This window comes from Paenibacillus sp. FSL H3-0321 (genome assembly GCF_038002865.1).
Classification (GTDB): domain Bacteria; phylum Bacillota; class Bacilli; order Paenibacillales; family Paenibacillaceae; genus Paenibacillus_AQ.
Window position 1 is genome coordinate 4,238,194 of sequence record NZ_JBBODH010000001.1, and the last position, 25,595, is coordinate 4,263,788.

The 25,595-nt window shown below is 51.6% G+C and carries 21 protein-coding genes; all 21 read left to right on the forward strand.

The genetic code is table 11. The annotated features are described in order from the left end of the window. The first annotated feature begins 26 nt into the window (after positions 1 to 26). Positions 27 to 3,551 carry a transcription-repair coupling factor gene (mfd, locus tag MHI45_RS18865; RefSeq protein ID WP_076113653.1) on the forward strand — a complete coding sequence of 1,175 codons (3,525 nt, stop codon included), beginning with the start codon at positions 27 to 29 and terminating at the stop codon, positions 3,549 to 3,551. Next, positions 3,535 to 4,629, forward strand: a complete 1,095-nt coding sequence (locus MHI45_RS18870; protein WP_076113633.1) for a peptidylprolyl isomerase — start codon at positions 3,535 to 3,537, stop codon at positions 4,627 to 4,629. The genes mfd and MHI45_RS18870 overlap by 17 nt, the downstream gene beginning before the upstream one ends. A gap of 283 nt (positions 4,630 to 4,912) precedes the next feature. Next, the gene (gene spoVT / locus MHI45_RS18875; protein WP_038584386.1) at positions 4,913 to 5,455 is read left to right on the forward strand and encodes a stage V sporulation protein T; all 543 of its coding nucleotides are present in this window, start codon (positions 4,913 to 4,915) and stop codon (positions 5,453 to 5,455) included. A gap of 222 nt (positions 5,456 to 5,677) precedes the next feature. After that, a complete protein-coding gene (locus MHI45_RS18880) occupies positions 5,678 to 7,357 on the forward strand; it encodes a putative polysaccharide biosynthesis protein (protein ID WP_341119293.1) in 1,680 nt (559 codons plus the stop codon). Positions 7,358 to 7,472: 115 nt separating this feature from the next. After that, positions 7,473 to 8,972, forward strand: a complete 1,500-nt coding sequence (gene mazG, locus MHI45_RS18885; protein ID WP_076113634.1) for a nucleoside triphosphate pyrophosphohydrolase — start codon at positions 7,473 to 7,475, stop codon at positions 8,970 to 8,972. A 303-nt stretch (positions 8,973 to 9,275) separates the two neighbouring features. After that, on the forward strand, positions 9,276 to 9,548 hold the full coding sequence (locus tag MHI45_RS18890) for an HU family DNA-binding protein (RefSeq protein WP_038584392.1): 273 nt from the start codon (positions 9,276 to 9,278) through the stop codon (positions 9,546 to 9,548). Beyond that, complete coding sequence (locus tag MHI45_RS18895; RefSeq protein WP_038584395.1) at positions 9,548 to 9,826, forward strand: RNA-binding S4 domain-containing protein; 279 nt, start codon at positions 9,548 to 9,550, stop codon at positions 9,824 to 9,826. The genes MHI45_RS18890 and MHI45_RS18895 overlap by 1 nt, the downstream gene beginning before the upstream one ends. A 203-nt stretch (positions 9,827 to 10,029) precedes the next feature. Then, positions 10,030 to 10,314 carry a sporulation protein YabP gene (gene yabP, locus MHI45_RS18900; RefSeq protein WP_076113635.1) on the forward strand — a complete coding sequence of 95 codons (285 nt, stop codon included), beginning with the start codon at positions 10,030 to 10,032 and terminating at the stop codon, positions 10,312 to 10,314. Further along, on the forward strand, positions 10,311 to 10,874 hold the full coding sequence (gene yabQ, locus MHI45_RS18905) for a spore cortex biosynthesis protein YabQ (RefSeq protein ID WP_076113636.1): 564 nt from the start codon (positions 10,311 to 10,313) through the stop codon (positions 10,872 to 10,874). The genes yabP and yabQ overlap by 4 nt, the downstream gene beginning before the upstream one ends. Before the next feature lie 22 nt (positions 10,875 to 10,896). Then, positions 10,897 to 11,232 carry an FtsB family cell division protein gene (locus MHI45_RS18910; protein ID WP_076113637.1) on the forward strand — a complete coding sequence of 112 codons (336 nt, stop codon included), beginning with the start codon at positions 10,897 to 10,899 and terminating at the stop codon, positions 11,230 to 11,232. A gap of 124 nt (positions 11,233 to 11,356) precedes the next feature. After that, positions 11,357 to 11,863, forward strand: a complete 507-nt coding sequence (locus MHI45_RS18915; protein ID WP_340895684.1) for a S1 domain-containing RNA-binding protein — start codon at positions 11,357 to 11,359, stop codon at positions 11,861 to 11,863. A 341-nt stretch (positions 11,864 to 12,204) separates the two neighbouring features. Next, positions 12,205 to 14,712 carry a stage II sporulation protein E gene (gene spoIIE, locus MHI45_RS18920; protein WP_076113639.1) on the forward strand — a complete coding sequence of 836 codons (2,508 nt, stop codon included), beginning with the start codon at positions 12,205 to 12,207 and terminating at the stop codon, positions 14,710 to 14,712. A gap of 416 nt (positions 14,713 to 15,128) precedes the next feature. After that, the gene (locus MHI45_RS18925) at positions 15,129 to 15,875 is read left to right on the forward strand and encodes a hypothetical protein (RefSeq protein WP_038584410.1); all 747 of its coding nucleotides are present in this window, start codon (positions 15,129 to 15,131) and stop codon (positions 15,873 to 15,875) included. Next, entirely contained in the window at positions 15,865 to 16,803 is a 939-nt protein-coding gene (locus MHI45_RS18930; protein ID WP_038584413.1) for a serine/threonine protein kinase, read from the forward strand. The genes MHI45_RS18925 and MHI45_RS18930 overlap by 11 nt, the downstream gene beginning before the upstream one ends. 76 nt (positions 16,804 to 16,879) lie before the next feature. Continuing rightward, positions 16,880 to 18,322 (forward strand): tRNA lysidine(34) synthetase TilS, encoded by a 1,443-nt coding sequence (gene tilS, locus MHI45_RS18935; protein WP_076113640.1) that lies wholly within the window; start codon positions 16,880 to 16,882, stop codon positions 18,320 to 18,322. A gap of 45 nt (positions 18,323 to 18,367) precedes the next feature. Further along, positions 18,368 to 18,907: a hypoxanthine phosphoribosyltransferase gene (gene hpt, locus MHI45_RS18940; RefSeq protein WP_038584418.1), complete on the forward strand. Its 540-nt coding sequence runs from the start codon at positions 18,368 to 18,370 to the stop codon at positions 18,905 to 18,907. 110 nt (positions 18,908 to 19,017) lie between these two features. Continuing rightward, positions 19,018 to 21,069, forward strand: a complete 2,052-nt coding sequence (gene ftsH, locus MHI45_RS18945; protein WP_076113641.1) for an ATP-dependent zinc metalloprotease FtsH — start codon at positions 19,018 to 19,020, stop codon at positions 21,067 to 21,069. 276 nt (positions 21,070 to 21,345) lie between these two features. Then, on the forward strand, positions 21,346 to 22,284 hold the full coding sequence (gene nadA, locus MHI45_RS18950; protein WP_038584425.1) for a quinolinate synthase NadA: 939 nt from the start codon (positions 21,346 to 21,348) through the stop codon (positions 22,282 to 22,284). Positions 22,285 to 22,323: 39 nt separating this feature from the next. Beyond that, complete coding sequence (gene nadB, locus MHI45_RS18955; RefSeq protein WP_340895674.1) at positions 22,324 to 23,940, forward strand: L-aspartate oxidase; 1,617 nt, start codon at positions 22,324 to 22,326, stop codon at positions 23,938 to 23,940. Next, positions 23,930 to 24,805 (forward strand): carboxylating nicotinate-nucleotide diphosphorylase, encoded by an 876-nt coding sequence (gene nadC / locus MHI45_RS18960; protein WP_076113643.1) that lies wholly within the window; start codon positions 23,930 to 23,932, stop codon positions 24,803 to 24,805. The genes nadB and nadC overlap by 11 nt, the downstream gene beginning before the upstream one ends. Next, positions 24,802 to 25,569, forward strand: coding sequence for a type III pantothenate kinase (locus tag MHI45_RS18965; protein ID WP_038584431.1), 768 nt, complete (start codon positions 24,802 to 24,804; stop codon positions 25,567 to 25,569). Before nadC ends, MHI45_RS18965 begins: the two co-directional genes overlap by 4 nt. The last annotated feature ends 26 nt before the right edge of the window (positions 25,570 to 25,595 follow it).

Sequence of the window (25,595 nt, forward strand, 5' to 3'; positions counted from 1 at the left end):
CTGTTCAGTAAGAGAGGTGTCCTTTGTTGTTACAAGGTCTTATAGAAGCTTTTTCCAAAGATCCTGATTTTCAGTCTGTCACCCGCGGTGTTGCCGCAGGGATGAAGGAGCAGCTAATTTCAGGTTTGTCCGGTTCGGCCAGACAAATTATGCTGGCGGCGCTGCATGAAGAAACCGAACGGCCGCTGCTTATAGTCACCCATAATATGTTCTCGGCCCAGAAGATGGCTGAGGATTTGCAGGAAGCGCTTTCTCCGGATCGCGTGCTGCTTTACCCTGCCAATGAGCTGGTTGCCGCTGAAGCGGCTGTCTCCAGCCCTGAGACGCTTGCTCAGCGGATAGATGTCCTGACCAAATGTGCCCAGGGCTTCCGTGGCGTTGTGGTTGTGCCTTATTCTGGCGTCCGGCGTCTGCTTCCGTCGCCGCATGTGATGGCAGAGGCACAATTAACCGTTTCACAGGATGGAACCCTCTCTCTGGATGATTTTCTGATGTCTATGATTATGATGGGTTATGAACGGGTTGAACGGGTAGAGAACCGTGGTGAGCTTAGTGTGCGGGGGGGCATTGTCGATTTCTATCCAATGACCTCATCGCTGGCTTACCGGGTAGAGCTGTTTGATGATGAGATCGATTCGATTCGAACCTTTGATCCTGCAGACCAGCGATCCATCGACAAGGTGCGCAGTGTGAAGATCACGCCGGCTAAGGAGATCATCGCAGACCAGTCCCGCCAGGATTCGGCAGCCTCTGAAGCGGCAGCGATGCTGGAACGCCAGCTGGAGAAAATGACCGACCGGCAGGCAAAGCTGCGTTTGCGTGAGGAAATGGGCCGGGAGCTGGAGATGTTGCGGCAGGGAACCTATTTCCCTGAAGTCTATAAATATATCAGTCTCTTATATCCTGAACGCTGCCATTTATATGATTATATGGCACAGGACACCCTCCTTATTATGGATGAGCCGGCCAGACTGCTGGAAACGGCGAAACAGCTGGAGCGGGACGAGTCGGAATGGAACCTGCATTTGCTGCAGAACGGCAAAAACCTGCCTGATCTTCATCTTTCCGTAGACAATGAAGCTATCATGTACCGCCGCCCATTCCAGAGCCTGTTCATGTCGATTTTTCTGCGCCAGGTTCCACATATCCAGCCGCAGAACATCCTTGGATTTATCAGCCGCGGCATGCAGGATTTCCACGGCCAGATGAATGTGCTGAAATCGGAGATGGAGCGCTGGCATAAGTCGGGTGTGCAGGTTGTGATGCTGGCGAGCAGCGAGGAGCGGATGGAACGGGTCCGCCGGGTGCTGTACGATTATGGCATCGAAGAGCCTACTATTGTCCACGGGAATCTGGGCTCCGGTTTTGAGCTGCCTTCCATTCATCTTGCTGTGATCACTGAAGGAGAGATGTTCTCCCAGAAGCAGCGCAAGGCGCGCAAGGTTTCCAAAGGAATTGACAATGCAGAACGGATCAAGAGCTATACCGAGCTCAAAATCGGCGATTACGTGGTACACCAGAATCACGGTATCGGCAAATATATGGGGATTGGCACGCTTGAGGTCAGCGGAATTCACCGGGATTATATGCATATTCTATATGCCGGTGGCGATAAGCTGTCCGTACCGATTGACCAGATAGACCTGATTCAGAAATATGTCGGATCGGAAGATAAAGAACCGAAGGTATACAAGCTTGGCGGAAACGAGTGGACGCGAGTCACCAATAAAGTGCGTTCTTCTGTTCAGGATATCGCAGATGATCTGATTAAGCTGTACGCCGAGCGCCAAAGTGCTCTGGGTTATGGTTTTGAGAAGGATACGCAGGAGCAGCGTGAATTCGAGGAAATGTTCCCGTATGACGAAACCCGCGATCAGCTGCGCGCTATCGAAGAGATCAAGAAGGATATGGAGCAGAACCGTCCGATGGACCGGCTGCTATGCGGAGATGTAGGCTATGGCAAGACGGAAGTGGCGATCCGGGCAGCTTTCAAATCAGCGATTGAAGGCAAGCAGGTTGCCGTGCTGGTGCCGACCACAATCCTCGCGCAGCAGCATTATGAAACCTTCCGTGAGCGGTTTGCCAATTATCCGCTGAACATTCAGGTGCTGAGCCGCTTCCGCAGCCGCAAAGAGCAGAATGAGACCATTAAGGGTGTCCGGCAGGGAACAATAGACGTAGTAATCGGCACACACAGGCTGTTGTCGCAGGATATGGTCTTTAAGGATCTCGGTCTTTTAATTGTTGATGAAGAGCAGCGCTTTGGTGTAACCCATAAAGAAAAACTCAAGAAGCTCAAGACCAATGTCGATGTGCTCACCTTGACTGCAACACCTATTCCACGGACCTTGCATATGTCGATGCTTGGCGTGCGGGATTTGTCAGTCATTGAGACACCACCGGAGAACCGCTTTCCCGTGCAGACGTATGTGGTTGAACATAGTCAGACGCTTACCCGGGAAGCGGTGGAACGTGAGCTGGCCCGTGGAGGACAGGTCTATTATCTCTACAACCGCGTTCAGGGCATTCAGGAAATGGCCGCGCAAATCTCCATGCTCGTTCCGGAAGCAAGGGTCGGCATTGGCCACGGCCAAATGTCGGAGTCGGAGCTGGAGAAGACCATACTCGATTTCCTTGACGGAGAATACGATGTGCTGGTGAGTACAAGTATCATTGAAACTGGGGTAGATATTCCGAACGTCAATACGCTTATTGTCCATGATGCCGACAAAATGGGGCTATCGCAGCTCTATCAGCTGCGTGGACGTGTAGGACGTTCCAACCGGATTGCCTATGCCTATTTCACGTACCAGCGGGACAAGGTGCTGACTGAGGTCGCGGAGAAGCGGCTGCAGTCTATCAAGGAATTTACGGAGCTTGGCTCCGGCTTCAAAATTGCCATGCGCGACCTTTCCATTCGCGGAGCGGGCAATCTGCTTGGTGCGGAGCAGCACGGGTTTATCGCTTCCGTTGGTTTCGATCTGTATTCGCAAATGCTGGCGGAAGAAATCCGTAAGCGTAAGGTTACTGTACTGGGAGAAGAGGATACTTCGCTGAAGCAGGGCAATACGGTCATTGATTTGTCAATTGACGCGTATCTTCCATCTGAGTATATTTACGACAGCATCCAGAAGATCGAGATTTACAAGAAGGTTGCGGCGGTTTCCACTTTTGAGGACGCTGTGGAACTGGAGGATGAGCTGCTTGACCGCTTCGGAGAATTGCCGGAGGCCGTAGTCAATCTGCTGTCCGTAGCCCGTCTCAAGGTATACGGAAAGCTCTACGGATTGGAATCGATGATCCGTCGTGGCGACGATGTTTCGTTGAACTTCCATGAAGGCAGCACCGGGGCCTTTGATACGGCCAAGCTTGCCAAAGTTGGAAATAGTTTCGAAAGACGTGTACAATTTGATAGGGATGCTAAAGCCAGTATCCGCATAAAGTCGAAGGATCTTGACGATAAGGCGCTGCTTGATCTGTTGGAGCAGTTTCTGGCTGCGGCCAAACAGTCTCTAAAATTGAAGGGAGAACTACATGATGTCGTTAAATAAAACAAAATCCTGGAAAGTGCTGCTGGTCTCACTGGCAGCGGCTCTTTCCTTCTCTATGCTTTCTGCTTGCAGTAATAACAATAATAATAAAAATGCAGCTGATGATAGCAGCACAGCGTACGCTACCTATAAAGGGGGAACCATTACTGAGAAGGAGTATGATATGGATACCCGTGTCATGAAATTCCTTTCCCCGCAGCAGGCCCAGTTCATGGAGCTTGATACCTTCAAAGAGTCGATCCTGAACCAGCAAGCGGCATTTGAATATCAGGCCGGCAAGGCAACAGATGAGGCTAAGAAGCAGGCCGAGAAGGAAGCCGATGTGCAATTAGCTGATCTTAAGAGCCGTTTGGGTGACACCTATGAAAGCTCACTAAAGGAGCAGAGTCTGAAGGAAGACGATGTCCATGATTATATGGTACGTGTGCTTACGGTTTATCAGGATATGCTGCTAAAAACAACTGATGACGAAGTGAAGACGCACTTCGAAACGGTAAAGGGCGATTTCACCACGGCTACGCTGCGTCATGTATTGATTGGTTTGACCGGTGCTGACGGTAAGGAGCGTACAAAGGAAGACGCACTAAAGCTTGCCAATGAAGTAAAGGCTAAACTTGACGGTGGAGCGGACTTTGCGGAAATCGCCAAGCAATACACCGATGATACCGCGTCAAAGGAAGCTGGCGGCCAGCTGAAGGACGTATTGCTGGGCAATTATGTTGAAGAGTTCAAGGTAGCAGCGCAAACGCTGCCGCTGAATACAGTCAGTGAGCCGGTTCTTACCGTATTCGGGTATCATATTTTGAAGGTGGAGTCCCGTACGGAAGCAACCTTTGATAAGCTGACCGATGAACAGAAAGAGGCTGTGAAAAGCTCGACGACATCCCAGAAACTGGAATCTTTCCTGGAGAATGATCTAGGACCTCTTGAGATCAAAATCAATCTGCCGAAAAGCTCCGCTGCTGCCGCTGAGTCCGGAACAAACAGTGGAACTAAAGCTACAGAAGCTCCAGGCGCCTCACCAGCTGCTACGGAAGCTCCAAGTGCCTCACCAGCGGCTACAAAAGAAGCCAAATAAACCATTTGCACGGACAAGCCATCCTGACGCTTCAAAGCGCGGGATGGCTTTATTTTGTAAATTATAATGTATAATTATGTTAAAAATAGCGCATAACGGGGAGGGGTGCGCTGGAAGTCTGCGGATTAAGGATATTTAATGTTATACCTTCCAGAGGATGTATAAGGAACTGGGAAGAGATGAATACTATGGTCAGATATTACGATAAATCACTGGGATTATCCATTCCCATAATGGACAGTAGTTGGACCATACTTCTTAAGAAAGCGGGGCAACATGTGAAATGAAAGCTACTGGAATTGTACGCCGTATTGATGACCTCGGTCGAGTTGTTATCCCTAAAGAGATCAGACGCACACTACGTATTCGTGAAGGGGATCCGTTGGAAATTTTCGTCGATCGCGACGGTGAAGTCATACTGAAGAAGTATTCCCCGATTGGTGAGCTGGGTGATTTCGCCAAGGAATATGCAGAGTCGCTTTATGAAGGCACAGGGCATATTACAATGATTACTGACAGGGACACTTTTATCGCCCTTGCCGGAGGTTCCAAAAAGGATTATCTCGAGAAACAGGTGGGTGTGCTCCTGGAGAAGGTAATGGACAGCCGCAAGACCGTGCTCGAAACGAATGCAGGCAGCTATGACATCGGTAAAGATCATGCAGAATTAATATCGAGCTATGTAGCCGCTCCCATCATCTCCGGCGGGGACCCCATCGGTTGTGTAGTGCTTCTGAACAAGGATGATTCGGTGAAAATGGCGCAAATGGAAATCAAAATGGCCGAAACGGCAGCCGCTTTTTTGGGCAAGCAGATGGAGCAGTAACAGCTTTGATACTATGGACCCCGCTTTCCTTTTGGTATGATACAAAGGGAGGGCGGGGTTTTAGCGTTCCATTTTGGAAAAGATAAGAAGATGCGGATTGCAGAAAAATGCAGCCGTACGTGTAAATGCAAGCAAAACCGTTTCTACTTACGCGCCTCCATGCGTTATAATATAGAAATTCATCCCATTATGGCAGTTATCGCTGTAGAAGCAGGTACTTTTATGAAATCTGGTACACAAGGCTCTAAATTACTGCAAGGCGCATTTATTCTAAGCGCAGCAGCCATTCTCTCCAAACTGATTGGTACGCTGCAGAAAATTCCGCTGCAAAATCTGGGTGGAGACGCCGTGTTCGGCATATACAACACGGTTAATCCCCTGTACACGATGCTTATAACGATAGCGATGCTGGGTCTGCCGTCTGCAATCGCCAGATTCGTGGCCGAGTCCTCGGCTGACAGAGATGAAAGCGAAGGCCGGAGGGTTCTGCTGCTGTCAGCGGCCATTACAGTCATCAGCGGCCTTGTGATTGGGGCCCTTGCCTATCTTGGGGCTCCGGTTATCGCCGGGTGGGTCGGCAACTCCCATGTGATTCCCGCGCTGCGCTGCAGCGCATTAGGGCTTGCTGTTGTTCCGCTTATGGCCGCATTGCGCGGTTATTTTCAGGGACTGCATAATATGGTCCCTACCGCGGTGTCGCAGGTTGTCGAGCAGTCGGTGCGGGTAGCTGTCATGATCGCACTGCTGCTGTATCTGACCGGGAAGGGAGCAGATGCGGCCACCATCGCGGCGGGTGCGCTGGTTGGCTCGGCTGGCGGCGGAGCGGCCGGTCTGATTGTCATGCTGCTGTATTGGCAGAATTACCGCCGCCGTGTGAGCGTAGCGCAGCAGACGGCTGAGCTGGCGATATCAGCTGCCTCCGAAACCGCCTGGACCCGGAGTTCTGCTGCGGACGCTGTCCGGGAGCAGACAGGAGCCAAGGCCCGCAAGCTGCTGGGCTATGGCATTCCAGTCATGCTCGGAACGCTGGCGATACCGCTTATCGGGCTGGTCGATGTATTTACCGTCCCCCGGTTGCTGTCGTCAACTGTCAGCGAAGCGGCGGCGATGGCGCAGTTCGGCATCTACAATCGCGGCCTGCCGCTTGTTCAGATGGTAACAATGCTGGCCACTTCGTTATCAGTGGTCTTCATCCCGGCACTCGCGGAGGCAAAGCACCGCGGAGATTTTGGGCTGATCCAGACCCGCTGCAGCCTATCGCTGCGCTGGTTCTGGCTGCTGGGCCTGGCCGCTTCGGTTGGCCTGGCTGTCCTTGCAGAGCCGATCAATGTGGCTCTGTACGGTGATGCTGCCGGCAGCGGCACGATGACCTGGCTGGCCTTTACCGCCGCTGGCGGTACGGTCAGCATCATCTCCGCCGCGCTGCTGCAGGGCCTGGGCGCCGTGCGCGCGCCGGCGATACACCTCTTGGCCGCCGCGGTGCTCAAGGCGGCCCTTAACCTGCTGCTGATTCCGCAGCAGGGCATTACCGGCGCAGCCATCGCCAGCGTGGCCGCGCATCTCTTCGCAGCAGCGCTGAATGTGCTGCTGCTGCACCGTATGGGCCATCTGCGGCTGCGCTTCGCAGATGCCCTGGTGAAGCCCGCGCTGCTGCTCGCGGGCCTTGGCCTGGCCGCCGCAGCCGTAAGCCTCGGCGTTGGCAGTGCGGCCGCAGCCGCCGGCTTCGGCGGCGGGCGAACCGCAGCCCTGGCGCAGAGCCTGCTCGGCGTGCTGGCAGGCTGCGCCGTCTTCGCCGCCGGCGCTGTTGCCCTGCGGCTGCTCAGCGAAAGCGAGCTGCGCCAGCTTCCGGGCTTTGGCCCGCGGCTTGCGGACAAGCTGAAGAAGCTGCGCCTGTTCCCTTAAGGCGCAGCTAGGTGTTCCAACCGTTATCTCTTAAGCATGAGATTACTATATTGCAGTACATACAAAGCTGCCTTAGCCACAGCGGCAAGGCAGTGCAGAAGGAGTGGAGACAGGTATGAGCGCAACATTAACCGTGGTTGGCCTCGGTTCCGGCAATCCCGACCGGCTGACCCTGGGCATTATCAAGAAGCTGCAATCCGCATCCGCCGTTTATGTCCGGACCGCAGAGCATCCGGTGATGGCGGCTTTAACAGAGCTTGAAATAGCTTCCCAGTCCTTTGACGGGCTGTATGAATCGCTGTCCTCGTTTCCTGAGGTGTATGAAGCCATTACGGCGAAATTAATCGAGGAAGCGCGTTCCGCACCGCAGGGTACGGAAATTGTCTATGCTGTCCCGGGGCATCCCATGGTTGCAGAATCGGCGGTATCCCTGCTGCGGGAGCGCTGCCCGGGCGCGGGAGTAGAACTGCACATTCTCGGCGGGGAGAGCTTTCTCGATGAGGCATTTGTACGGCTTGGCTTCGACCCGATTGAAGGGTTTCAGCTTCTGGATGCTTCCGGTATCCGCAGTTCCCAGCTTCAGCCGGAGCTGCATACGCTGATCGGCCAGGTCTACGACAGCTTCACGGCTTCCGAAACCAAGCTCTGTCTGATGGATTGTTATCCGCCGGAGTATGAGGTAATCGTAGGGCATGCTCTTGGAGTGGATAAGGAAGAACGTATTCTCCGGGTACCGCTGTATGAGCTGGACCGTCTGGAAGGGTACGGCAATCTCTCGCTGATTTATGTTCCGGCAAACCGCGCGGAAAGTGCACGAAAACGCACATTTGCCCGCTTGCATGAAATTGTCGATACGTTGCGCAGTCCGGAAGGGTGCCCATGGGACCGGGAGCAGACGCATGAATCACTGCGCAAAAATCTGATTGAGGAAACCTATGAGGTTCTGGAAACGATCGATGAGGATGATCCGGACCATATGAAGGAGGAGCTGGGCGACCTGCTGCTGCAGATCATGCTTCATTCCCAGATGGAGGAGGAGCAGGGCACCTTTAATGTCTATGATGTCATTGAAGGATTGAATGACAAGCTGATCTTCCGCCATCCGCATGTCTTCGGCGACAAGAATGCTGCAGATGCCGAGGAAGCGCTCCAGAACTGGGAGGGCATGAAGGCCGAGGAAAAACGGCTTAAAGGCGTAACACCGGAAGCAGAATCCGCGCTGAGCGGTGTTCCCCGTGATTTGCCTGCGCTGATGAAGGCCTACAAACTGCAGAAAAAGGCCTCCAAAGTAGGATTCGATTGGGACAACGTTGGCGATGTGCTGGCTAAAATCCGCGAAGAGATTGATGAGCTTCAGGAGGCTATCGAATCCGGCGCACCGGCGGAGGAGCAAATGCTGGAGCTGGGGGATCTGCTGTTCGCCGCGACCAATGCCGCACGCTTCATCGGAGCGGATCCGGAAGAGGCGTTGACCCGCACCAACCGCAAGTTTGTGTCTAGATTCCAATATATTGAGCAGCAGCTGCTAAGCCGAAATACCCGTCTATTGGACAGCAGTCTAGCAGAGATGGAAGCGTTGTGGCAGGAGGCTAAGGTCAAGGAGCGAAAACAATAGATTCTGACCATCCTCTAATATATTAGAGGATGCTTTCTCCGCCTTTTGCAGTATAGGGGCCGTAAGAACAGGCAATGATGTGAATGGGGCTTAACTCTCTGGTTTGGAATACGGTGAGAGGTTTATAATGTAATAGTGCCTGAGCCTGGACTGCTCTCTTAATTTTTTTAAAATCGAGTGTTTGCGGCAGGAATTTCGGGCGGCATCCAGAATATCTTAAAGACGAAATGACGATTCGCGGCATATCTTAGCAGCTTATCGCGTTTCATTTATTTTTTTGTATCCTAGGAGGAACTTCAAATTATGAACAAGACAGATTTGGTAAACAACATTTCCGAAAAAAGCGGATTGGCAAAGAAAGATGTAGAAACCGTATTGAACGGCGTGCTGGGCGAAATTACAGATGCTCTGTCCAAAGGCGATAAGGTCCAATTGATCGGCTTCGGTACTTTCGAAACCCGCAAACGATCCGGCCGCACCGGCCGCAACCCGCAATCGGGCACACCTATTGAAATTCCTGAATCCACTGTACCGGCCTTCAAGGCTGGCAACAAGCTTAAAGAAGCCGTCAACTAATGCGCCTGGACAAATTCCTGAAGGTATCCCGTTTGATTAAGCGCCGCACTGTGGCCAAAGATGTGTCCGAACAGGGCCGGGTGCTGATTAACGGGAAGGAATCGAAACCGAGCAGTACGGTAAAGATCGGCGACGAGATTACAGTGCAATTCGGTCAAAAGCTAGTAACGGTCAAAGTGGAGAAACTGGTGGAAACGACCCGCAAGGACGAGGCCGCCGGCATGTATACGCTGCTCCGTGAAGAGCCTGTTGCCAAAAGCAGCGGTCTCGACTGGTAAAAGCGCTGTAAGGATAAGCAGATCACAAACAAGAGGGTGTTCCTGAAGCCAGAAATGGCTGGAACACCCTCTTAGTTTTTAATAAAATAGAACTCCGTTGGCTTCGTGCATGAGCTCTATCGGTCATTTGAAATTCTAAAAGCCTCTGTTCTATAACCTCTCCTCCCACCATAGATTAGAAACAAGAAGGAGGGGTACATGCTATGATCGAGCCAGTCAAAGTCAATAAACAGCACGATCTGCACATGCGCAGTCGCAAGCAATTGGAGCTAACAGGCGTGCAGAATGTGGAGAGCTTCGACAGCGAGGAGTTTCTGCTCCGCACGGAACTTGGCCATCTCACCATTCGCGGAAATCATTTACATATCAAGAATCTAAGTCTGGAGAATGGGCTTTTGTCTCTGGAGGGCAACGTCCATTCCCTGATTTACCTTGATCCCGGAGCGCAGAGTAAAAACAAAGGCATCCTCGGCAAACTGTTTAAATGAATCCCGCGATTCAGTGGATCACCCTGCTTTACATGATGCTGGCCGGCACAGCCATGGGACTGGCCTATGACAGCTACCGGGTGCTGTCGCTGAAATTAAGCTTTCCCAAATGGCTGAATGCGCTGCTGGATCTGCTGTATTGGCTGTGGGCGGCACTCCTCGTCTTCCGGATGCTTTATGCCGGAAATCAGGGACAATTGAGGTTTTATGTCTTTCTGGGCCTCTTTCTAGGCGTATGGATTTATTTTTTACTCTTCAGTGTTACGGTGCGGCATTTTGTGGTAATGTTAATTCAGTCGATTCAGTATACGTGCAGGCTGCTATGGAGAGCTGTAGAAATTATAATAGGCATGCCGCTTCGCTGGCTTTGGCGCCTCCTGAGGGGGACGCTGCTGCTCTTGGGCCGGATCCTGTTATTTATCCTGAAGCTGCTGCTGCGTCTAACGAAGCCAATTTGGGTACTTCCAGTAAGATGGATCTCTCCGCCTTTGTCCCGGCTCTATCACAGTGCCTGGATGGTGAGATTGTCTGAGTGGTTGACCGCATGGTGGAAACGCTGAGATTGAACTGGGGGTAGGCTGCATGAACAGATTTTCTGCAGAAGAGAAGAGTAGCAATAACAAAGGTTTGGCTGCAGGCGCGAAGAGAAGAAGATTCATATGGGCGGTCATGGTTACAGTGTTTTTTGGCTGGGCCGGTTATATTTTCTTTGCCCAGAGTGCGGCAATTGCGGACAAGAGTGAACAACTGGCTAAGAAGCAGGCGAGCAGCGAGGGAGTTACGGCTTCTCTCAATCAACTGAAATACGAAGTGTCGCGACTTAACGATGACGAGTATATCGGCCAATTGGCGCGTAAATGGTACAATATGTATCCGTTAGGGGAACAGCCTATTCGTCCCGAGCAATCAGGGCAATAAAGCAGGCCAAAAGAGGCTTTCGCTGTGTTGCCTTGCTTTGCTCTTTACTGTATAATCAAATCACCGCAGACTGGATGGACTTTATATTCGTCTGTATATTTTTAAGGGAGGATCATTTTATTCTATGGCAATTGAAGTGGGCACCAAGTTAGAAGGCAAGGTGACAGGCATCACGCATTTCGGAGCATTTGTGGATCTGTCAGGAGGTGTCACAGGTCTCGTTCACATTTCGGAAATCGCCGATAACTACGTCAAGGATGTTAACGATCATTTAAAGATTGGTGATGTAGTAACTGTCAAGGTGATCAACGTTGACAAGGACGGCAAGATCGGGCTTTCCATCAAGCAGGCTGTAGATAAGCCGGCATCGGAAGTACGTCCCCCTAGAGCTCCAAGACCAGAACGTCCAAGCGGTGGAGACCGTTTCGGCGGCGGTGGCGGCAGTGGTGGAGGCGGCGGCGGTGGTGGTTTCAATCGTGAACGGGGAGGGCGTCCATTCAAGCCTGCAGCCGGTAAACCTTCATTCGAGGATAAAATGTCACGCTTCCTGAAAGACAGCGAAGAACGGATATCTTCGATCAAGAAGAACACAGAAGGAAAGCGCGGAGGCCGTGGAGCCAAACGCGTATAATCTACTTGCACATCATAAATAACCGCAGGGGCTTTCGCCCTTGCGGTTTTTTTGTCGGTGCCCGGCAAATTGCCGACAGCATCTATCTCATTCTCACATAACACCAGAGCAATCGCTGACGAAAATCTGCTGCTGGCCTCTGCACAGTCTTGCGGCAATCCGCTGATCGAGTCTATCAATCCAATGCCCCGCATGGGATAGAGAGGCTTCGCGGGTGCTTTGTCGGGACAGGCTTTTTTGTCGGAAATTTTTTACAGTTCGCTCTCTGTTTCTGACAAACTTTCTTAAGACCCCCGCTATATAATGAGAACCATAAATTCTTAAACGGGTGGTGCAGAGGAATGAATAAAAGCAATGTGGTCAATTTGCCGGAGTGGACAAAAGCGGGAAGCAAAGACAAGGAGCAGAAGGAAGCCTGGGGCATGCGTGTAAAGAGCTGGGGAATGAATCAACCGCTGCTTCAGTTTTTAACAGTGAAGAAATGGATGCTGCTGTTGAGCTTAATGGGCTTTATGCTGGGCCGGGCAATGATTTTGGACGAGCTGTCACCCTTTGCTGTAGCTTACTTTGCTGTCATTGTGTTTATGCGTAAAGACTCCATACTTCCGGTGGCTGCAGCCACGATCCTCGGCAGTCTGTTCACCCCGTTCCCCGGAGCTATAGTGATTGCCGCAGAGCTAATTATCTTTTACCTGCTGTACAAAGGTTTTGAGAGCTTCCAGCGGATTGATCTATCCTACGCGCCGCTGATGGTATTTGTATCCTCATTTATGGTCGGACTGTTCCGGATTATCATGGGTCCCTCCCTTACCTGGTACCCGCTGATGATGGCGACACTCGATGCGCTGCTTGGTTTTGTGCTTACACTGGTATTTTTGCAGGCGCTTCCTTTGTTTACTTACAAGCAAAGGAGCCGGGCGCTGCGGAATGAAGAAGTTCTGTGCTTGATTATTCTGCTGGCTTCCGTCATGACCGGCCTTGTGGGCTGGACCATAAACGGCTTGTCGCTGGAACATATTCTGTCACGCTTTCTTATTCTGTTGTTTGCTCTCGCCGGGGGAGCTCCGCTCGGTGCTGCCGTCGGGGTAGTCACTGGGCTGATCCTCAGCCTAGCTGATATCGGAGCCATTTATCAGATGAGTCTCCTGGCTTTCTCCGGAATGCTGGCCGGGATGATGCAGTCCGGGCGCAAAGGGGCAGTCTCGATCGGAATGCTGCTGGGCTCGACTATACTTTCAGTCTACTTTCTGGGCCCGGGTGATGTGATGACCTCAACTTGGGAGACTTGCGCTGCAGTGCTGTTGTTTCTTCTAACACCAAAGGGGATTATTTCTGCCATCGCCAAATATGTGCCGGGCACACCGGATCACAGCCGGTCACAGCATGAATATGCCCGAAGAGTGAGAGATATTACAGCAGACCGGGTAACCCAGTTCTCGCAGGTGTTCCAGCAGCTGTCGAGCAGCTTTGGGCAGATTCCCCGGGCTGGAGAAGCCGGTAAAAGTGAACGTGAAATGGAAGACTTCATGAGTACTGTAACTGAGGGCGCCTGCGCCGGCTGTATCCGGCGTTCGCACTGCTGGGACACGAAGTTTTATCAGACGTACAGGTATATGACAGATATGATGACGACCGTAGAAGAATGCCCGGATGTCACCGCAGCCCAGCTACCGCCCGAGTGGAGCCGGATCTGCGGCAAGACAGGGGAGGTGCTGGAAGTAATGAAGGGCCAATATGAGCTATACCAGCATGATATGCGCTGGAAAAGACAAATATACGACAGCCGCCAATTTGTTGCCGAGCAGCTTTCGGGCGTCTCACAGGTGATGGAGGACCTGGCGAAGGAGATCAAACGTGAAGGCCAGGCAATGTACCGGCAGGAGGCCCAGATCCGTGAGGCGCTGGAAAAACTGGGGTTGTCCATTCATTCGATTGAGATTTTAAGCCTCGATCCCGGCCGGGTGGAAATAGAAGTGGTTCATGCTTATACCCGCGGCTTTGATGAGTGCCGCAAGATGGTTGCGCCGCTGTTATCCGATATTCTGGAGGAGAATATTGCAGTTGTAAGTGAAACCGCGGTGCATCCCCGCGAGGGACTGTCGATGGTCACCTTTGGATCTGCCAAAGCTTATGAGGTGAATACCGGGGTGGCAGGGGCGGCCAAAGGAGGCGATATGTTCTCCGGTGACAGCTTCAGTACCGTAGAGCTTGGAAATGGCACATTTGCTGTGTCCATCAGCGACGGGATGGGTAACGGAGAGCGGGCCCGGATGGAGAGCAGTGCCGCGTTGTCCATGCTGGAGAAGCTGCTGCAGTCCGGCATGGACGAGAAGCTGGCGGTAAAGTCCGTCAATTCCATTCTGCTGCTGCGTTCTCCGGATGAGTTTTATGCGACGGTAGATATGGCACTGATCGACCAGTATTCGGCGCACACCACTTTTATGAAAATCGCGTCTGCGCCCTCCTTTATCCGCCGGGGCAGCGAAGTCATCCCGATTACTTCGAGCAATCTTCCGATCGGAATCATAAAAGACATTGAGGTGGATCTGATCAGCATGCAGCTGCGTCCGGGCGATATTCTCATTATGATGACCGATGGTATTTATGATGCGCCCGGATATGCCGTTAATAAAGAAATATGGATGAAGCGGTTAATCCAGGAGCTGGAGGGAGATGATCCTCAGGATATGGCCGACAGTCTGCTGGAAAAGGTTATCCGTTATCAAGGCAATGAAATCCATGATGACATGACCATTGTCATCAGCCGGGTTGATCATTATCATCCGGAGTGGTCCAGCCTGCATATGCCAGGTATCGGCCGGATGGAGCGGCCGCGCACGGTCAGCTAGTAAGGTAATCTATCATCTAACTCACGTTATTCTTTCGTGAGCTATATATGGAAGCGATGGAGGATCCTAATTCGGCGGGGCCTTATTTACCTGCCGCCCTTTGCACCGCCCCGTTTCAAAAGCTGCTGGCTCAGCAGGCTTAATCACAGATTTTTACTAGAGTGAAATACGGAACGGAGAGGAATTTTGGAGCTGGAGAAGCGTTAGCGTTCGCCTTTGTCCTCCGATTTCAACCGCAAATGCGGTTCTAATCAAGAAATCTGAGGACAACAGCGATCGGAAGCCCAAAAGTTCCTCGGAGTGGCGCATTTTCAACAACTTTTTAAATCTCTGTTTTTCCTGCTAAGCGGCGTTTGAAATCTCTCAACCTTGGATATGCTAGAAACAGATAACAAGGCAAAGGGGAGTGAACGGTCATGAAGCAAATTCTGCTCATTACGGACGGATGTTCCAATGTGGGGGAGAGTCCGGTGATGGCTGCGGCGCATGCCCGGCAGGAGGGAATCACCGTTAACGTAGTTGGCGTGGTCGATTACGGAACCATTGGCGAGCTGGGAAGCCGGGAGATTTCTGATATTGCCAAAGCAGGGGGCGGACTGAGCCGGATTGTCGGAACGCCGCAGCTGGCGCAGACCATCCAGATGATGACCCGCAAAACTGTGGTTCAGACCATTCAGCAGGCGGTTAATAAAGAGGTGAAAAAAATACTCGGCGAAGGCTCGCTGGAAGAGCTGCCGCCATTGAAACGTTCGCAGGTCGTTACCGTCGTAGATGAGCTGACAGAAACCTCGCCGCTGCGCATCGCACTGCTGATTGACGCAAGCGCAAGTATGAAGCCTAAACTGGGTGCCGTAGAGGATGCCATCCGTGATTTGGCCCTCAGCCTGGAAGCGCGAGAAGGAAGCAGTGAGATTTCCGTGTTCCATTTTCCCGGGCGCTCGAGCAGTGAGGAGGCCATGCTGGATATGGACTGGACGAGCAATGTGTCGGAGGTCCGCTCGCTGTTCTCCAAGCTGAAAATGAGGGGAGCCACGCCTACAGGACCGGCTATTTTCAAGGTGCTCGAACATTACCGTTGTGATACACTGGATGAACACCGTGACCGCCTTCCGGGCAGGGATCACGATGAAAGAGAAGGGATGATTGGTGGGTATGTCGTCTAATCCGCCCTACCCTGTCGGCACCGTTATTAGCGGCAAATGGCGGGGAAACCGTTATGTCATTGAACGGATGCTGGGAAGAGGGGCCAATGGAACCGTATATCTCGTGCAAAGAGAAGGCAGACGGGAGCGGTATGCGCTCAAGATCGGAAACGATACGCTTGAGCTGCAGTCGGAAATCAACGTGCTGACCTCGCTGCAATCCTGCCGGAAGCGAAGTGAGTTTCGCGCCCGCCGTGAATCCGCGCTGTCCTCCTACCTGCTGGAGTCCGATGATTTCAAAGATGGAGAGCATACCCCTTTTTATGTGATGCGCTACGTTGAAGGTAAACAGCTGCACCATTTTTTGGCCAAAAACGGGATCTCCTGGCTGGGTCTGGTGGGACTGAAGCTGTTAGAGAAGCTGCAGACGCTGCATGAATGCGGTTTTGTGTTTGGTGATCTCAAGCCCGAGAATGTAATGGTATCCGATTACGGCGAAGCCGAACTGATCGACTATGGCGGCGCAAGTCCCATGGGACGCAGTGTGAAGCAATTTACCGAATGGCATGACCGCGGATTCTGGAATGCAGGCAGCCGCACCGGCGACGAGAATTATGATCTGTTTGCTTTTGCCGTTCTCTGCCTTCGTTTACTTAATGAAGACGGGCTGAAAGCCGCTGCCCAGCAGCTCCCGCAGACAAGAAGCGTCGATGAACTGATTAAGCTGGCCAAAAGTTTGCCCGACAGGAAGCTCTCCTCTTGGCTGTGTCTTGCACTAAAAGGCGGATTTCCCGGTTCCGCGCAGGCTGCTGAGATCTGGAAGATTCATATATACGGAACGCGCAAACAGCCGAAGGATGCCATGGCGACGCCGCGCTGGCTAAAAAGTGCGTTTGGGTTATCGTTATTTGTGCTGGCTTTTACGATTTATTGGGTATTGCGTTTTTGATCTCATACATATACCGGAATGCTGGTCATGCCGGTCAAAGATTGTGTAAATGATAGGGCAAGAAAGGGAGCACCGTATGGAGCAAATGAATGAGCTTGTGGAATCCGTATTGGAGTCTGCAGACGAGCACGGGCTGTGGGCGCCCCATGACACCATAGTAGTCGCAGTTTCCGGAGGGCCGGACTCTGTGGCTCTTTTGCGTATTCTGCATGAAATATCCGTGAACCGGATACCGCTAAACCTGGTATGCGCCCACGTGAACCACGGGTTCAGAGCCGAGTCGGTTGAGGAGGCGGAGTTCGTCCGGAAAATGGCCGGGGAGCTGGGGGTGCCTTTTGAGCTGGCCGAATTTGATATCCCTTCTCTCGCCAAAGGCAGCGGGCTTGGCCCCGAGGGGACGGCACGCGAGAAACGCTATCAGTTTCTGATCGAGACCGCGCACCGCTATGGCGCACGCTCCGTTGCACTGGCACATCATGCCGATGATCAGGCGGAGACGGTGCTTATGCGGCTGTTGCGGGGCAGCGGACCTTCCGGTCTGGCCGGAATGCGCTGGAAGAGGACTGAAAAAAAGGTGGAACTCATCCGCCCCTTCCTGCGTATTAACAAAACGGCTCTTGTCGGGTTATGCCGGGATGAAGGGTTTCCCTACGCCGAAGATGCCAGCAATCTGCTGACCAAATATAAGCGGAATGTCATCCGGCTGGAGGTGCTACCTTCACTGGAAAAGTACAACCCGAAAGTCAAACAGTCGCTTCTGCAATTGTCCGAAATTGTCGGAGCCGAAGATGAATTTATGGAGGCGAACGCAGCAAAATGCTTCGATGAGCTGGTTTTGATGAAGCATGGAAAATACACCTTTAAGAGAGCTTTGTTCGCGGCCATACCCTCCGCTTTACAACGGCGTTTGATTAAACTAATATTAAATTATCTGTCGGCGGATTCATCGACCCTGGATTTTTCCAAGATCGAGGCTGTACGCCGGGGGACGCTGCAGGAACACCCCACCGTATGGAGTTTGGATTTGGGTGGAGGTCTGATCTGTGTGCGGCAATATGATACAATTTTGTTCTCGTCCAAGCCTCCGCAGCGGAAGGTAAGTTATACATATCGGCTGTCTTTACCTCATTCCCGGCTTTTGCTGACGGAAATAGGAAAAGTAATGACGATGACGGTGCTGGAGAAAGAAACTTTTTTAGTACAGGGGGAGGACTATGGGAAGATGTCGGCTTGGTTTGACAGCGATGAGCTGGTCCTGCCGCTGACCATTCGTTCCCGATTGCCTGGAGATACCATAAGGGTTATGGGATTAAACGGAAGCAAAAAGGTAAAAGATATTTACATTGATGATAAAATACCTTCTTCCGAACGCTCTGAGATTCCCCTCGTTTGTGATGGTTTGGGCAATATCGTCTGGATTCCGGGCGTAAGGCGCTCGATGCATGCCGCAGTAGGGCGGCACACGGCCTCGGTTCTTCTCTTGTCTCTGGAGGACATGGAGCAGCACGAAGAAGCGTAATGGTCGAAGTAAGTCTTTCATAGTATAACTTAGGAGGTTCGCAAGTTGCAGAACGATATTCAAGAAATCTTGATCAGCGAAGAAGAAATCCAACAAAGAATCAGGGAGCTCGGCGCCCAGCTGAGCGCAGAATATGCAGGACGTACGCCATTGGTAATTTGTGTGCTGAAAGGCGCGTTTATCTTTATGGCAGATTTGGTTAAAGTCATTACAGTACCTGTTGAGATGGATTTCATGGCTGTATCCAGCTATGGGGCATCCACCAAATCTTCCGGTGTGGTCAAAATCATCAAAGATTTGGATGCGTCAGTTGAAGGACGCGATGTTCTGATCGTCGAAGACATCATCGACAGCGGTCTTACACTCAGTTATTTAATTGAAATGCTTCAAGGACGCAATGCTGCTTCCATTTCTGTGGTTACCCTGTTTGATAAACCGACAGGACGCACCGTTAATCTCGAAGCTGCCTATACTGGCTTTGTGATTCCTGACGCTTTCGTAGTCGGCTACGGACTCGACTATGCCGAACTGTATCGGAACCTCCCTTACGTCGGTGTACTGAAGCCTGAAATTTATTCCAAATGAGCTAATCGACAGCCTTAGATCCACGGATCAGATTTCCGGACCTCTGAGCATTTGAGGACTCTGGGCAGGCTATGGTACAATAACTTGAGCGTTGTGAGAGGAGGTAGGGGATGAATCGGTTCATCCGGAATTCTGGTTTTTATTTGATTTTATTTTTAGTCGTGGTGGGCATTGTCCAGTTTGTGAGCAATGGAAATGAATCCGCCGATTTCCCTAGATACGATGAATTAAGGCAGGAATTGAAAGACAATAATGTGAAGAGTATGACGGTTCAGTTTGAAGGCAATGCTTTTGCCGTTACTGGTGAATATAGAGAGCAGCCGTCAGATGCCAAATCGAAAAATTTCTCCACATTTGTTCCTCCTACAGACAAGGCCCTTGATGAGCTTATTGGAGCCAGCGAAGTCAACGGTGTAGAGCTGGTTACCAAAAAAATGGAAGGTGACAGCATTTGGCTGACATTCCTTTCTTCCATCATTCCGCTGGTTATTATGTTCATCCTGTTCTTCTTCCTGTTCAATCAGGCACAGGGTGGCGGCGGCAAAGTAATGAATTTCGGCAAGAGCAAGGCCCGGTTATATAATGAAGAGAAGAAGAAAATCAGCTTTGAGGATGTTGCAGGCGCTGATGAAGAGAAGCAAGAACTGGTGGAAGTTGTGGAATTCCTCAAGGATCCGCGTAAATTCGCAGCTGTAGGCGCACGTATTCCTAAAGGGGTTCTCCTTGTAGGTCCTCCAGGGACCGGTAAAACCTTGCTGGCCCGTGCAGTTGCCGGTGAAGCAGGAGTTCCGTTCTTCAGTATTTCCGGTTCCGACTTTGTGGAAATGTTCGTAGGTGTCGGTGCTTCCCGTGTACGTGACTTGTTCGAAAATGCCAAGAAGAATGCACCATGTATCATCTTTATTGATGAGATCGATGCAGTGGGTCGTCAGCGCGGCGCCGGACTTGGTGGCGGACATGATGAACGCGAACAGACACTTAACCAATTGCTTGTAGAAATGGACGGTTTCGGCGGCAACGAAGGCATTATTATTGTCGCAGCTACCAACCGTGCAGATATACTTGACCCGGCATTGCTTCGTCCGGGACGTTTCGACCGTCAAATTACGGTTGACCGCCCAGATGTTAAAGGCCGTGAAGCTGTACTTAAAGTTCACTCCCGCAACAAGCCGCTTACGAAAGATGTAAGACTTGATGTTATCGCCAAACGCACTACCGGATTTACCGGTGCCGATCTGGAGAACCTGCTGAATGAAGCGGCTCTGCTCGCTGCACGCCGCAACCGCAAGGATATTACCATGCGTGAGGTTGATGAAGCGATTGACCGTGTAATTGTAGGTACCGAGAAGCGCAGCCGCGTGATCAGCGACCGTGAGAAGCGTATTGTAGCTTACCACGAAGCCGGTCATACGATTGTCGGTTACTTCCTGGAACATGCAGACATGGTTCACAAAGTTACGATCATCCCGCGCGGGCGCGCAGGCGGATACGTCATTATGCTTCCTAAAGAAGATCGCATGCTTGTTACGAAGCAGGAATTGCTTGATAAAGTAACCGGACTCCTCGGTGGACGTGTTGCCGAAGAGATGTTCATCGGTGAAATTGGCACAGGCGCATACAGCGACTTCCAACAGGCTACGCGTATTGTCCGCAGCATGATTATGGAATACGGTATGAGTGATAAGCTGGGACCTATGCAGTTCGGTACATCCCAAGGCCAGGTCTTCCTGGGCCGCGATATCGGGCATGAGCAGAACTACAGTGATTCCATCGCTTATGAAATCGACCAGGAGATGCAGAACTTTATCCGCAGCAGCTATGAACGCTGCCGGGAGCTGCTTACCAAGCACTCTAAGGAAATGCACCTCATTGCTAACACCTTGCTTGAGAAAGAAACGCTGGAACTGGATCAGATTAGAGAATTGATCGAGCAAGGCTATCTGACTGAAGACGGTAAACCGGAAGAGACTCCGGGTGTGACACACGAAGCCGGCGAACCAGTTATTGATTCTATCGGTGATGTGCGTGTCCGCATTCAAGGCAAGGACGACACCTCTTCCACAATTCCTGATCTGACCAAGGATATTCCGAATAATCCGGAGTCCGGGGATGGAAATGATTCTAACGACGGCAATAAAGACGGCGGCGGAGGCCTCGTCTAAAGAGCCGCTTAACTGAATGAAGCTACGCAAGCTCGTCCGGAGAACCTTAAAGTTCTCCGGATTTTTTTCGCCTTTAGGCTTCATACCGTACAGCTTGATTGACTCCCGGTTACATTGACAGAGGGTGGAACCTTGTGTACATTAGTGATTAAATATTAATTAATGGATAACTATCTATAGCAGAGCTGAGTGGCTGTGCAGATCCGCAAGGAACATATAATCTATTCGAATGTAGAGCCGGCTTACGCCGTGAAGAAATAAGGGGGAGAACTAACCGTGGAAGCTCTGGCGCTTGAGCGCAAGCAGGAACAAAATCGCGAACTTCGTGTGCGCCTCGAACAGCTGAAAAAAGAACGGAATGCAATCATTTTGGCTCATTATTATCAGCGTGATGAAATTCAGGAGGTTGCCGATTTCCGGGGCGACTCTTTTTTACTCGCTCAAAAAGCAGCAGAGACGGACGCGGAAGTGATTGTCTTCTGCGGTGTTCATTTCATGGGGGAAAGCGCTAAGATTCTGGCGCCTAACAAAACTGTGCTTATTCCTGATGAACGCGCCGGTTGTCCGATGGCTGATATGGTCAATGTGGATGGCTTGCGCAAGCTGAAAGCACAGCATCCGAATGCTAAAGTGGTGACTTATATCAACTCGTCGGCTGAAATTAAAGCAGAGACTGATATTTGTTGTACCTCTGCCAACGCTGTGAAGGTCATCGAATCACTCGATGCGGAAGAAATTATCTGGGTGCCGGATAAGAATCTGGGCCAATATGTCCAGGATCAGACGGGCAAGAAGCTGATTATCTGGGAAGGCTATTGCAACACTCATGATATGCTTACCGTTAAAGATGTAGTGGAAATGAAAGCAAAATATCCGGAAGCCGAGTTTGTGGTGCATCCGGAATGCCGTCCTGAAGTGGTTGCCATGGGCGATTATGTAGGCAGCACCACCTCGATTCTTGAATATTGCCGGAAATCGGACCGCCGGCAGTTCATTGTTGGGACAGAAGACGGTACCGGATACCAGCTCCGCTTGGATAGTCCGGATAAGGAATTCCATTTTGCAACAAAATTTCTTGTATGCCCTAATATGAAAGTCAATAATTTAAAGAAACTGGTCAAATGCCTGGAGACGATGAAGCCGCAGATTTACGTACCGCCCGCTGTCGCCGACAAAGCCAGAACTTCCCTAGAGCGCATGCTACAAGTCCGGTAGCATGCGCTACTCTTTCGTTGAAACAGGTGAAAAGCGGTCATGATTCCACAGTATTTGGTTGATTTCGACCTTCGCGAGCTTCCTACAGTAAAGACGGATTGCATTGTTATCGGTTCAGGTATCGCCGGATTGTTCACGGCTATTAAAGCGAGTGAAGACCGGCATGTCATTATGATTACTAAGAAATCGCTGATGGAGAGCAATACTAGATATGCTCAGGGAGGAATTGCCGCTGTAATAGCCGAAGATGACTCTCCGGCATATCACCGGCAGGATACACTAATGGCTGGTGCAGGGCTCTGCTCCTCGGCTGCTGTTGATGTATTGGTGAATGAAGGACCGGGCGGGGTGCATGAGCTGATCCGGCTCGGCACCGTATTTGACAAGGAAGATGGCATATTGGCTTTGACTCAAGAAGGAGCACACAGCCACCGCCGGATTCTGCATGCCAACGGGGATGCTACGGGCTTTGAAATTGTGCGTGCACTCTCTGAACAGGTTACTGAACATGACAATATAGAGGTATGGGATGATCATTATGTCATTGATCTCGTTACCGAAGGCGGCGAATGCCTTGGGGCGCTGGTACAGCGGCCGGGCGGAGGCAGATTGTTCCTGCAGGCCGATGCAACGATTCTATGCTCCGGGGGGGCGGGACAATTGTACCGCTATACTACTAATCCGGAAGTTGCGACCGGAGACGGCGTAGCCATCGCTTACCGGGCCGGAGCCCATGTGCGCGACATGGAATTTATCCAATTCCATCCGACGGCGCTTAGTTATCCGGGAGCCCCGAGGTTTCTGATCTCGGAAGCGGTACGCGGCGAGGGAGCCGTGCTGCGTAATATCAATGGAGAGCGGTTCATGGAACGTTATCACGAGCTGCTGGAACTGGCACCCCGCGATATCGTGGCCCGGGCCATTGTCAGTGAGATGGAGCTGACCAAGTCGACCTTTGTCTATTTGGATATTACGCATGAATCGGCCGATATGGTCAAACATCGTTTTCCCACGATATATGAGACATGTATGGGCTACGGACTGGATATTACAACGGACTGGATTCCCGTGGCTCCTGCTGCGCATTATATGATGGGGGGCATTAAGACCGATCTCAACGGAGAGAGCAATATCTCCCGTTTATTCGCCTGCGGTGAGGTGTCTTCCACCGGGGTGCATGGAGCCAACCGCTTGGCGAGCAATTCTTTGTCCGAGGCCATTGTGTTCGGGCGGCGGATTATTGAACGCATTCGCCAGCTTCCTCCGCTCCGGCGGGAGACGATTTCGGCAGTCAGTCAGCAAGGCCGTGTTGAGTCTCCTACACAAGCTATTGTGGAGCGGCGGCTTAAGCTGCAGAAGGTAATGGTCCGTTACGCCGGATTGCGGCGGAATGAGGAGATGTTGTCCAAGGGACTGGAGGAATTGAAACGGCAGCTGCCGATTTTTGCTTCGGCGCTGACCAAACGTGAGGAGTACGAGTTCGCCAATATGCTGACCTGCTGCCTGCTGATTACGGAATCGGCTTTGGCACGGGAGGAGAGCCGCGGAGCACATTACCGTGAAGACTATCCGCTGCGGAATGATGCAGAGTGGCAGAAACATCTGCTACAGATTCGCGAACTGGGAATAGTGGAGGAATTAAGTGATGATGTTTAATGGATATAATGAAGAGCTGGTACAGGCAATTAAAGGCTGGCTGCAGGAGGATGTGGGCTCCGGGGATATAACGACCCGTACGACGATACCTGCAGGCCATGAGTCCAAGGGTATTATTCATGCCAAAGAGGACGGCATTATCTGCGGAATCCCTGTAGCGGAGCTTGTGTTTGAGATTGTAGATCCGTCGCTTGTGTTCACGGGACTGGTGCAAGAAGGCCAGAGTGTGTCCAAGGGAACGGTCATCGCAGAAGTTGAAGGCAGCACGCATGCGATCCTCACCGGGGAACGGCTGGCACTTAATTTGATGCAGCGGTTGTCCGGTGTGGCTTCACGTACCGCCTCCTTTGTTCAGGAGCTGCAGGGCTTGCCAACGCGTCTGGTGGATACGCGCAAGACAACACCCGGTCACCGGATGCTGGAGAAATACGCTGTACGGGTCGGTGGTGGAGCGAATCACCGATTCGGATTATATGATGCGGTAATGATTAAGGATAATCATATCAAAGGCGCTGGTGGAATCCGTCAGGCTGTAGGACGTGCACGGGCTAATATTCCGCATACAATGACGATTGAAGTAGAGACGGAAAACCTTGAGCAGGTGGAGGAAGCACTTGTTGCCGGAGCCGATATCATCATGCTTGATAATATGTCTCCTGAACTGATGAAGGAAGCTGTGAGAAGAATTAAGGCGAAATCGCCTCATGTCAAGACTGAAGCATCGGGTAATGTATCTTTGGAAACGGTTCGCCGTATTGCGGAGTCCGGCGTTGATGTAATTTCAGTGGGCCGTCTCACCTATTCTTTCTCCAGTCTGGACATCAGTCTGGATCTGAATGCGAAGAAGGAGGGCCCGCTGTCATGATGCTCGCCGTCGATATCGGCAATACCAATATTGTCCTCGGTGTGTACCGGCAGCGTGAGCTGCTGCACCACTTCAGGCTCAATACCGCACGCCAGTCTACCGTGGATGAGTATGGAGTTCTGATCCATAACTTATTCAGCATGTCGGGCCTTTCGGTGAAGGATATCGAAGGGGTTATTATCTCCTCGGTAGTGCCGCCGCTTGTTCAGGTCATCGTGGAGATGTGTGTGAAATATATTGGCAAGGATCCGCTGCTGGTAGGTCCAGGAATCAAGACTGGGCTTAACCTGCGCTATGAGAATCCGCGTGAGGTAGGCGCTGACCGGATTGTTAATGCGGTTGCTGCCATTGAGCAATATAAATGTCCGCTCGTTGTTGTTGATTTCGGAACTGCGACTACCTTCGATTGCATTGACGCAGGTGCCAATTATCTTGGCGGGGCGATTGTGCCGGGACTCGGCATTTCTACCGAGGCTTTATATCAGCGGGCTTCCAAACTGCCACGGATTGAGCTGGAGAAGCCGAAGAAGGTAATCGGACGGAACACGGTCCACGCTATGCAGGCAGGGATTATTTTCGGCTATGCCGGGCAGGTTGAAGGGATTGTAAGGCGCATTAAGCTGGAAATGAATGCGCCGGTGCTGAAGGTCATCGCTACGGGTGGACTTGCCCCGCTCATTGCCGGTGAAACGGATTGTATTGATGAAGTGAATCCAATGCTGACGCTGGAAGGTCTGCGTATTATTTATGACCGCAACAAATAAAATAAAGAAGCCTTAAAAGGGCAAGA

Excerpts from the sequence above, each read along its gene's own strand:
- MHI45_RS18890 (WP_038584392.1), top strand. The coding sequence starts at position 9,276 with ATGAACAAGACAGATTTGGTAAACAACATTTCCGAAAAAAGCGGATTG.
- MHI45_RS18930 (WP_038584413.1), top strand. The coding sequence starts at position 15,865 with ATGTCGTCTAATCCGCCCTACCCTGTCGGCACCGTTATTAGCGGCAAA.
- spoIIE (WP_076113639.1), top strand. The coding sequence starts at position 12,205 with ATGAATAAAAGCAATGTGGTCAATTTGCCGGAGTGGACAAAAGCGGGA.
- tilS (WP_076113640.1), top strand. The coding sequence starts at position 16,880 with ATGGAGCAAATGAATGAGCTTGTGGAATCCGTATTGGAGTCTGCAGAC.
- MHI45_RS18880 (WP_341119293.1), top strand. The coding sequence starts at position 5,678 with ATGAAATCTGGTACACAAGGCTCTAAATTACTGCAAGGCGCATTTATT.
- ftsH (WP_076113641.1), top strand. The coding sequence starts at position 19,018 with ATGAATCGGTTCATCCGGAATTCTGGTTTTTATTTGATTTTATTTTTA.
- yabQ (WP_076113636.1), top strand. The coding sequence starts at position 10,311 with ATGAATCCCGCGATTCAGTGGATCACCCTGCTTTACATGATGCTGGCC.
- MHI45_RS18895 (WP_038584395.1), top strand. The coding sequence starts at position 9,548 with ATGCGCCTGGACAAATTCCTGAAGGTATCCCGTTTGATTAAGCGCCGC.
- MHI45_RS18965 (WP_038584431.1), top strand. The coding sequence starts at position 24,802 with ATGATGCTCGCCGTCGATATCGGCAATACCAATATTGTCCTCGGTGTG.
- yabP (WP_076113635.1), top strand. The coding sequence starts at position 10,030 with ATGATCGAGCCAGTCAAAGTCAATAAACAGCACGATCTGCACATGCGC.
- MHI45_RS18925 (WP_038584410.1), top strand. The coding sequence starts at position 15,129 with ATGAAGCAAATTCTGCTCATTACGGACGGATGTTCCAATGTGGGGGAG.
- MHI45_RS18910 (WP_076113637.1), top strand. The coding sequence starts at position 10,897 with ATGAACAGATTTTCTGCAGAAGAGAAGAGTAGCAATAACAAAGGTTTG.
- MHI45_RS18870 (WP_076113633.1), top strand. The coding sequence starts at position 3,535 with ATGATGTCGTTAAATAAAACAAAATCCTGGAAAGTGCTGCTGGTCTCA.
- mazG (WP_076113634.1), top strand. The coding sequence starts at position 7,473 with ATGAGCGCAACATTAACCGTGGTTGGCCTCGGTTCCGGCAATCCCGAC.
- spoVT (WP_038584386.1), top strand. The coding sequence starts at position 4,913 with ATGAAAGCTACTGGAATTGTACGCCGTATTGATGACCTCGGTCGAGTT.
- nadB (WP_340895674.1), top strand. The coding sequence starts at position 22,324 with ATGATTCCACAGTATTTGGTTGATTTCGACCTTCGCGAGCTTCCTACA.
- nadC (WP_076113643.1), top strand. The coding sequence starts at position 23,930 with ATGATGTTTAATGGATATAATGAAGAGCTGGTACAGGCAATTAAAGGC.
- MHI45_RS18915 (WP_340895684.1), top strand. The coding sequence starts at position 11,357 with ATGGCAATTGAAGTGGGCACCAAGTTAGAAGGCAAGGTGACAGGCATC.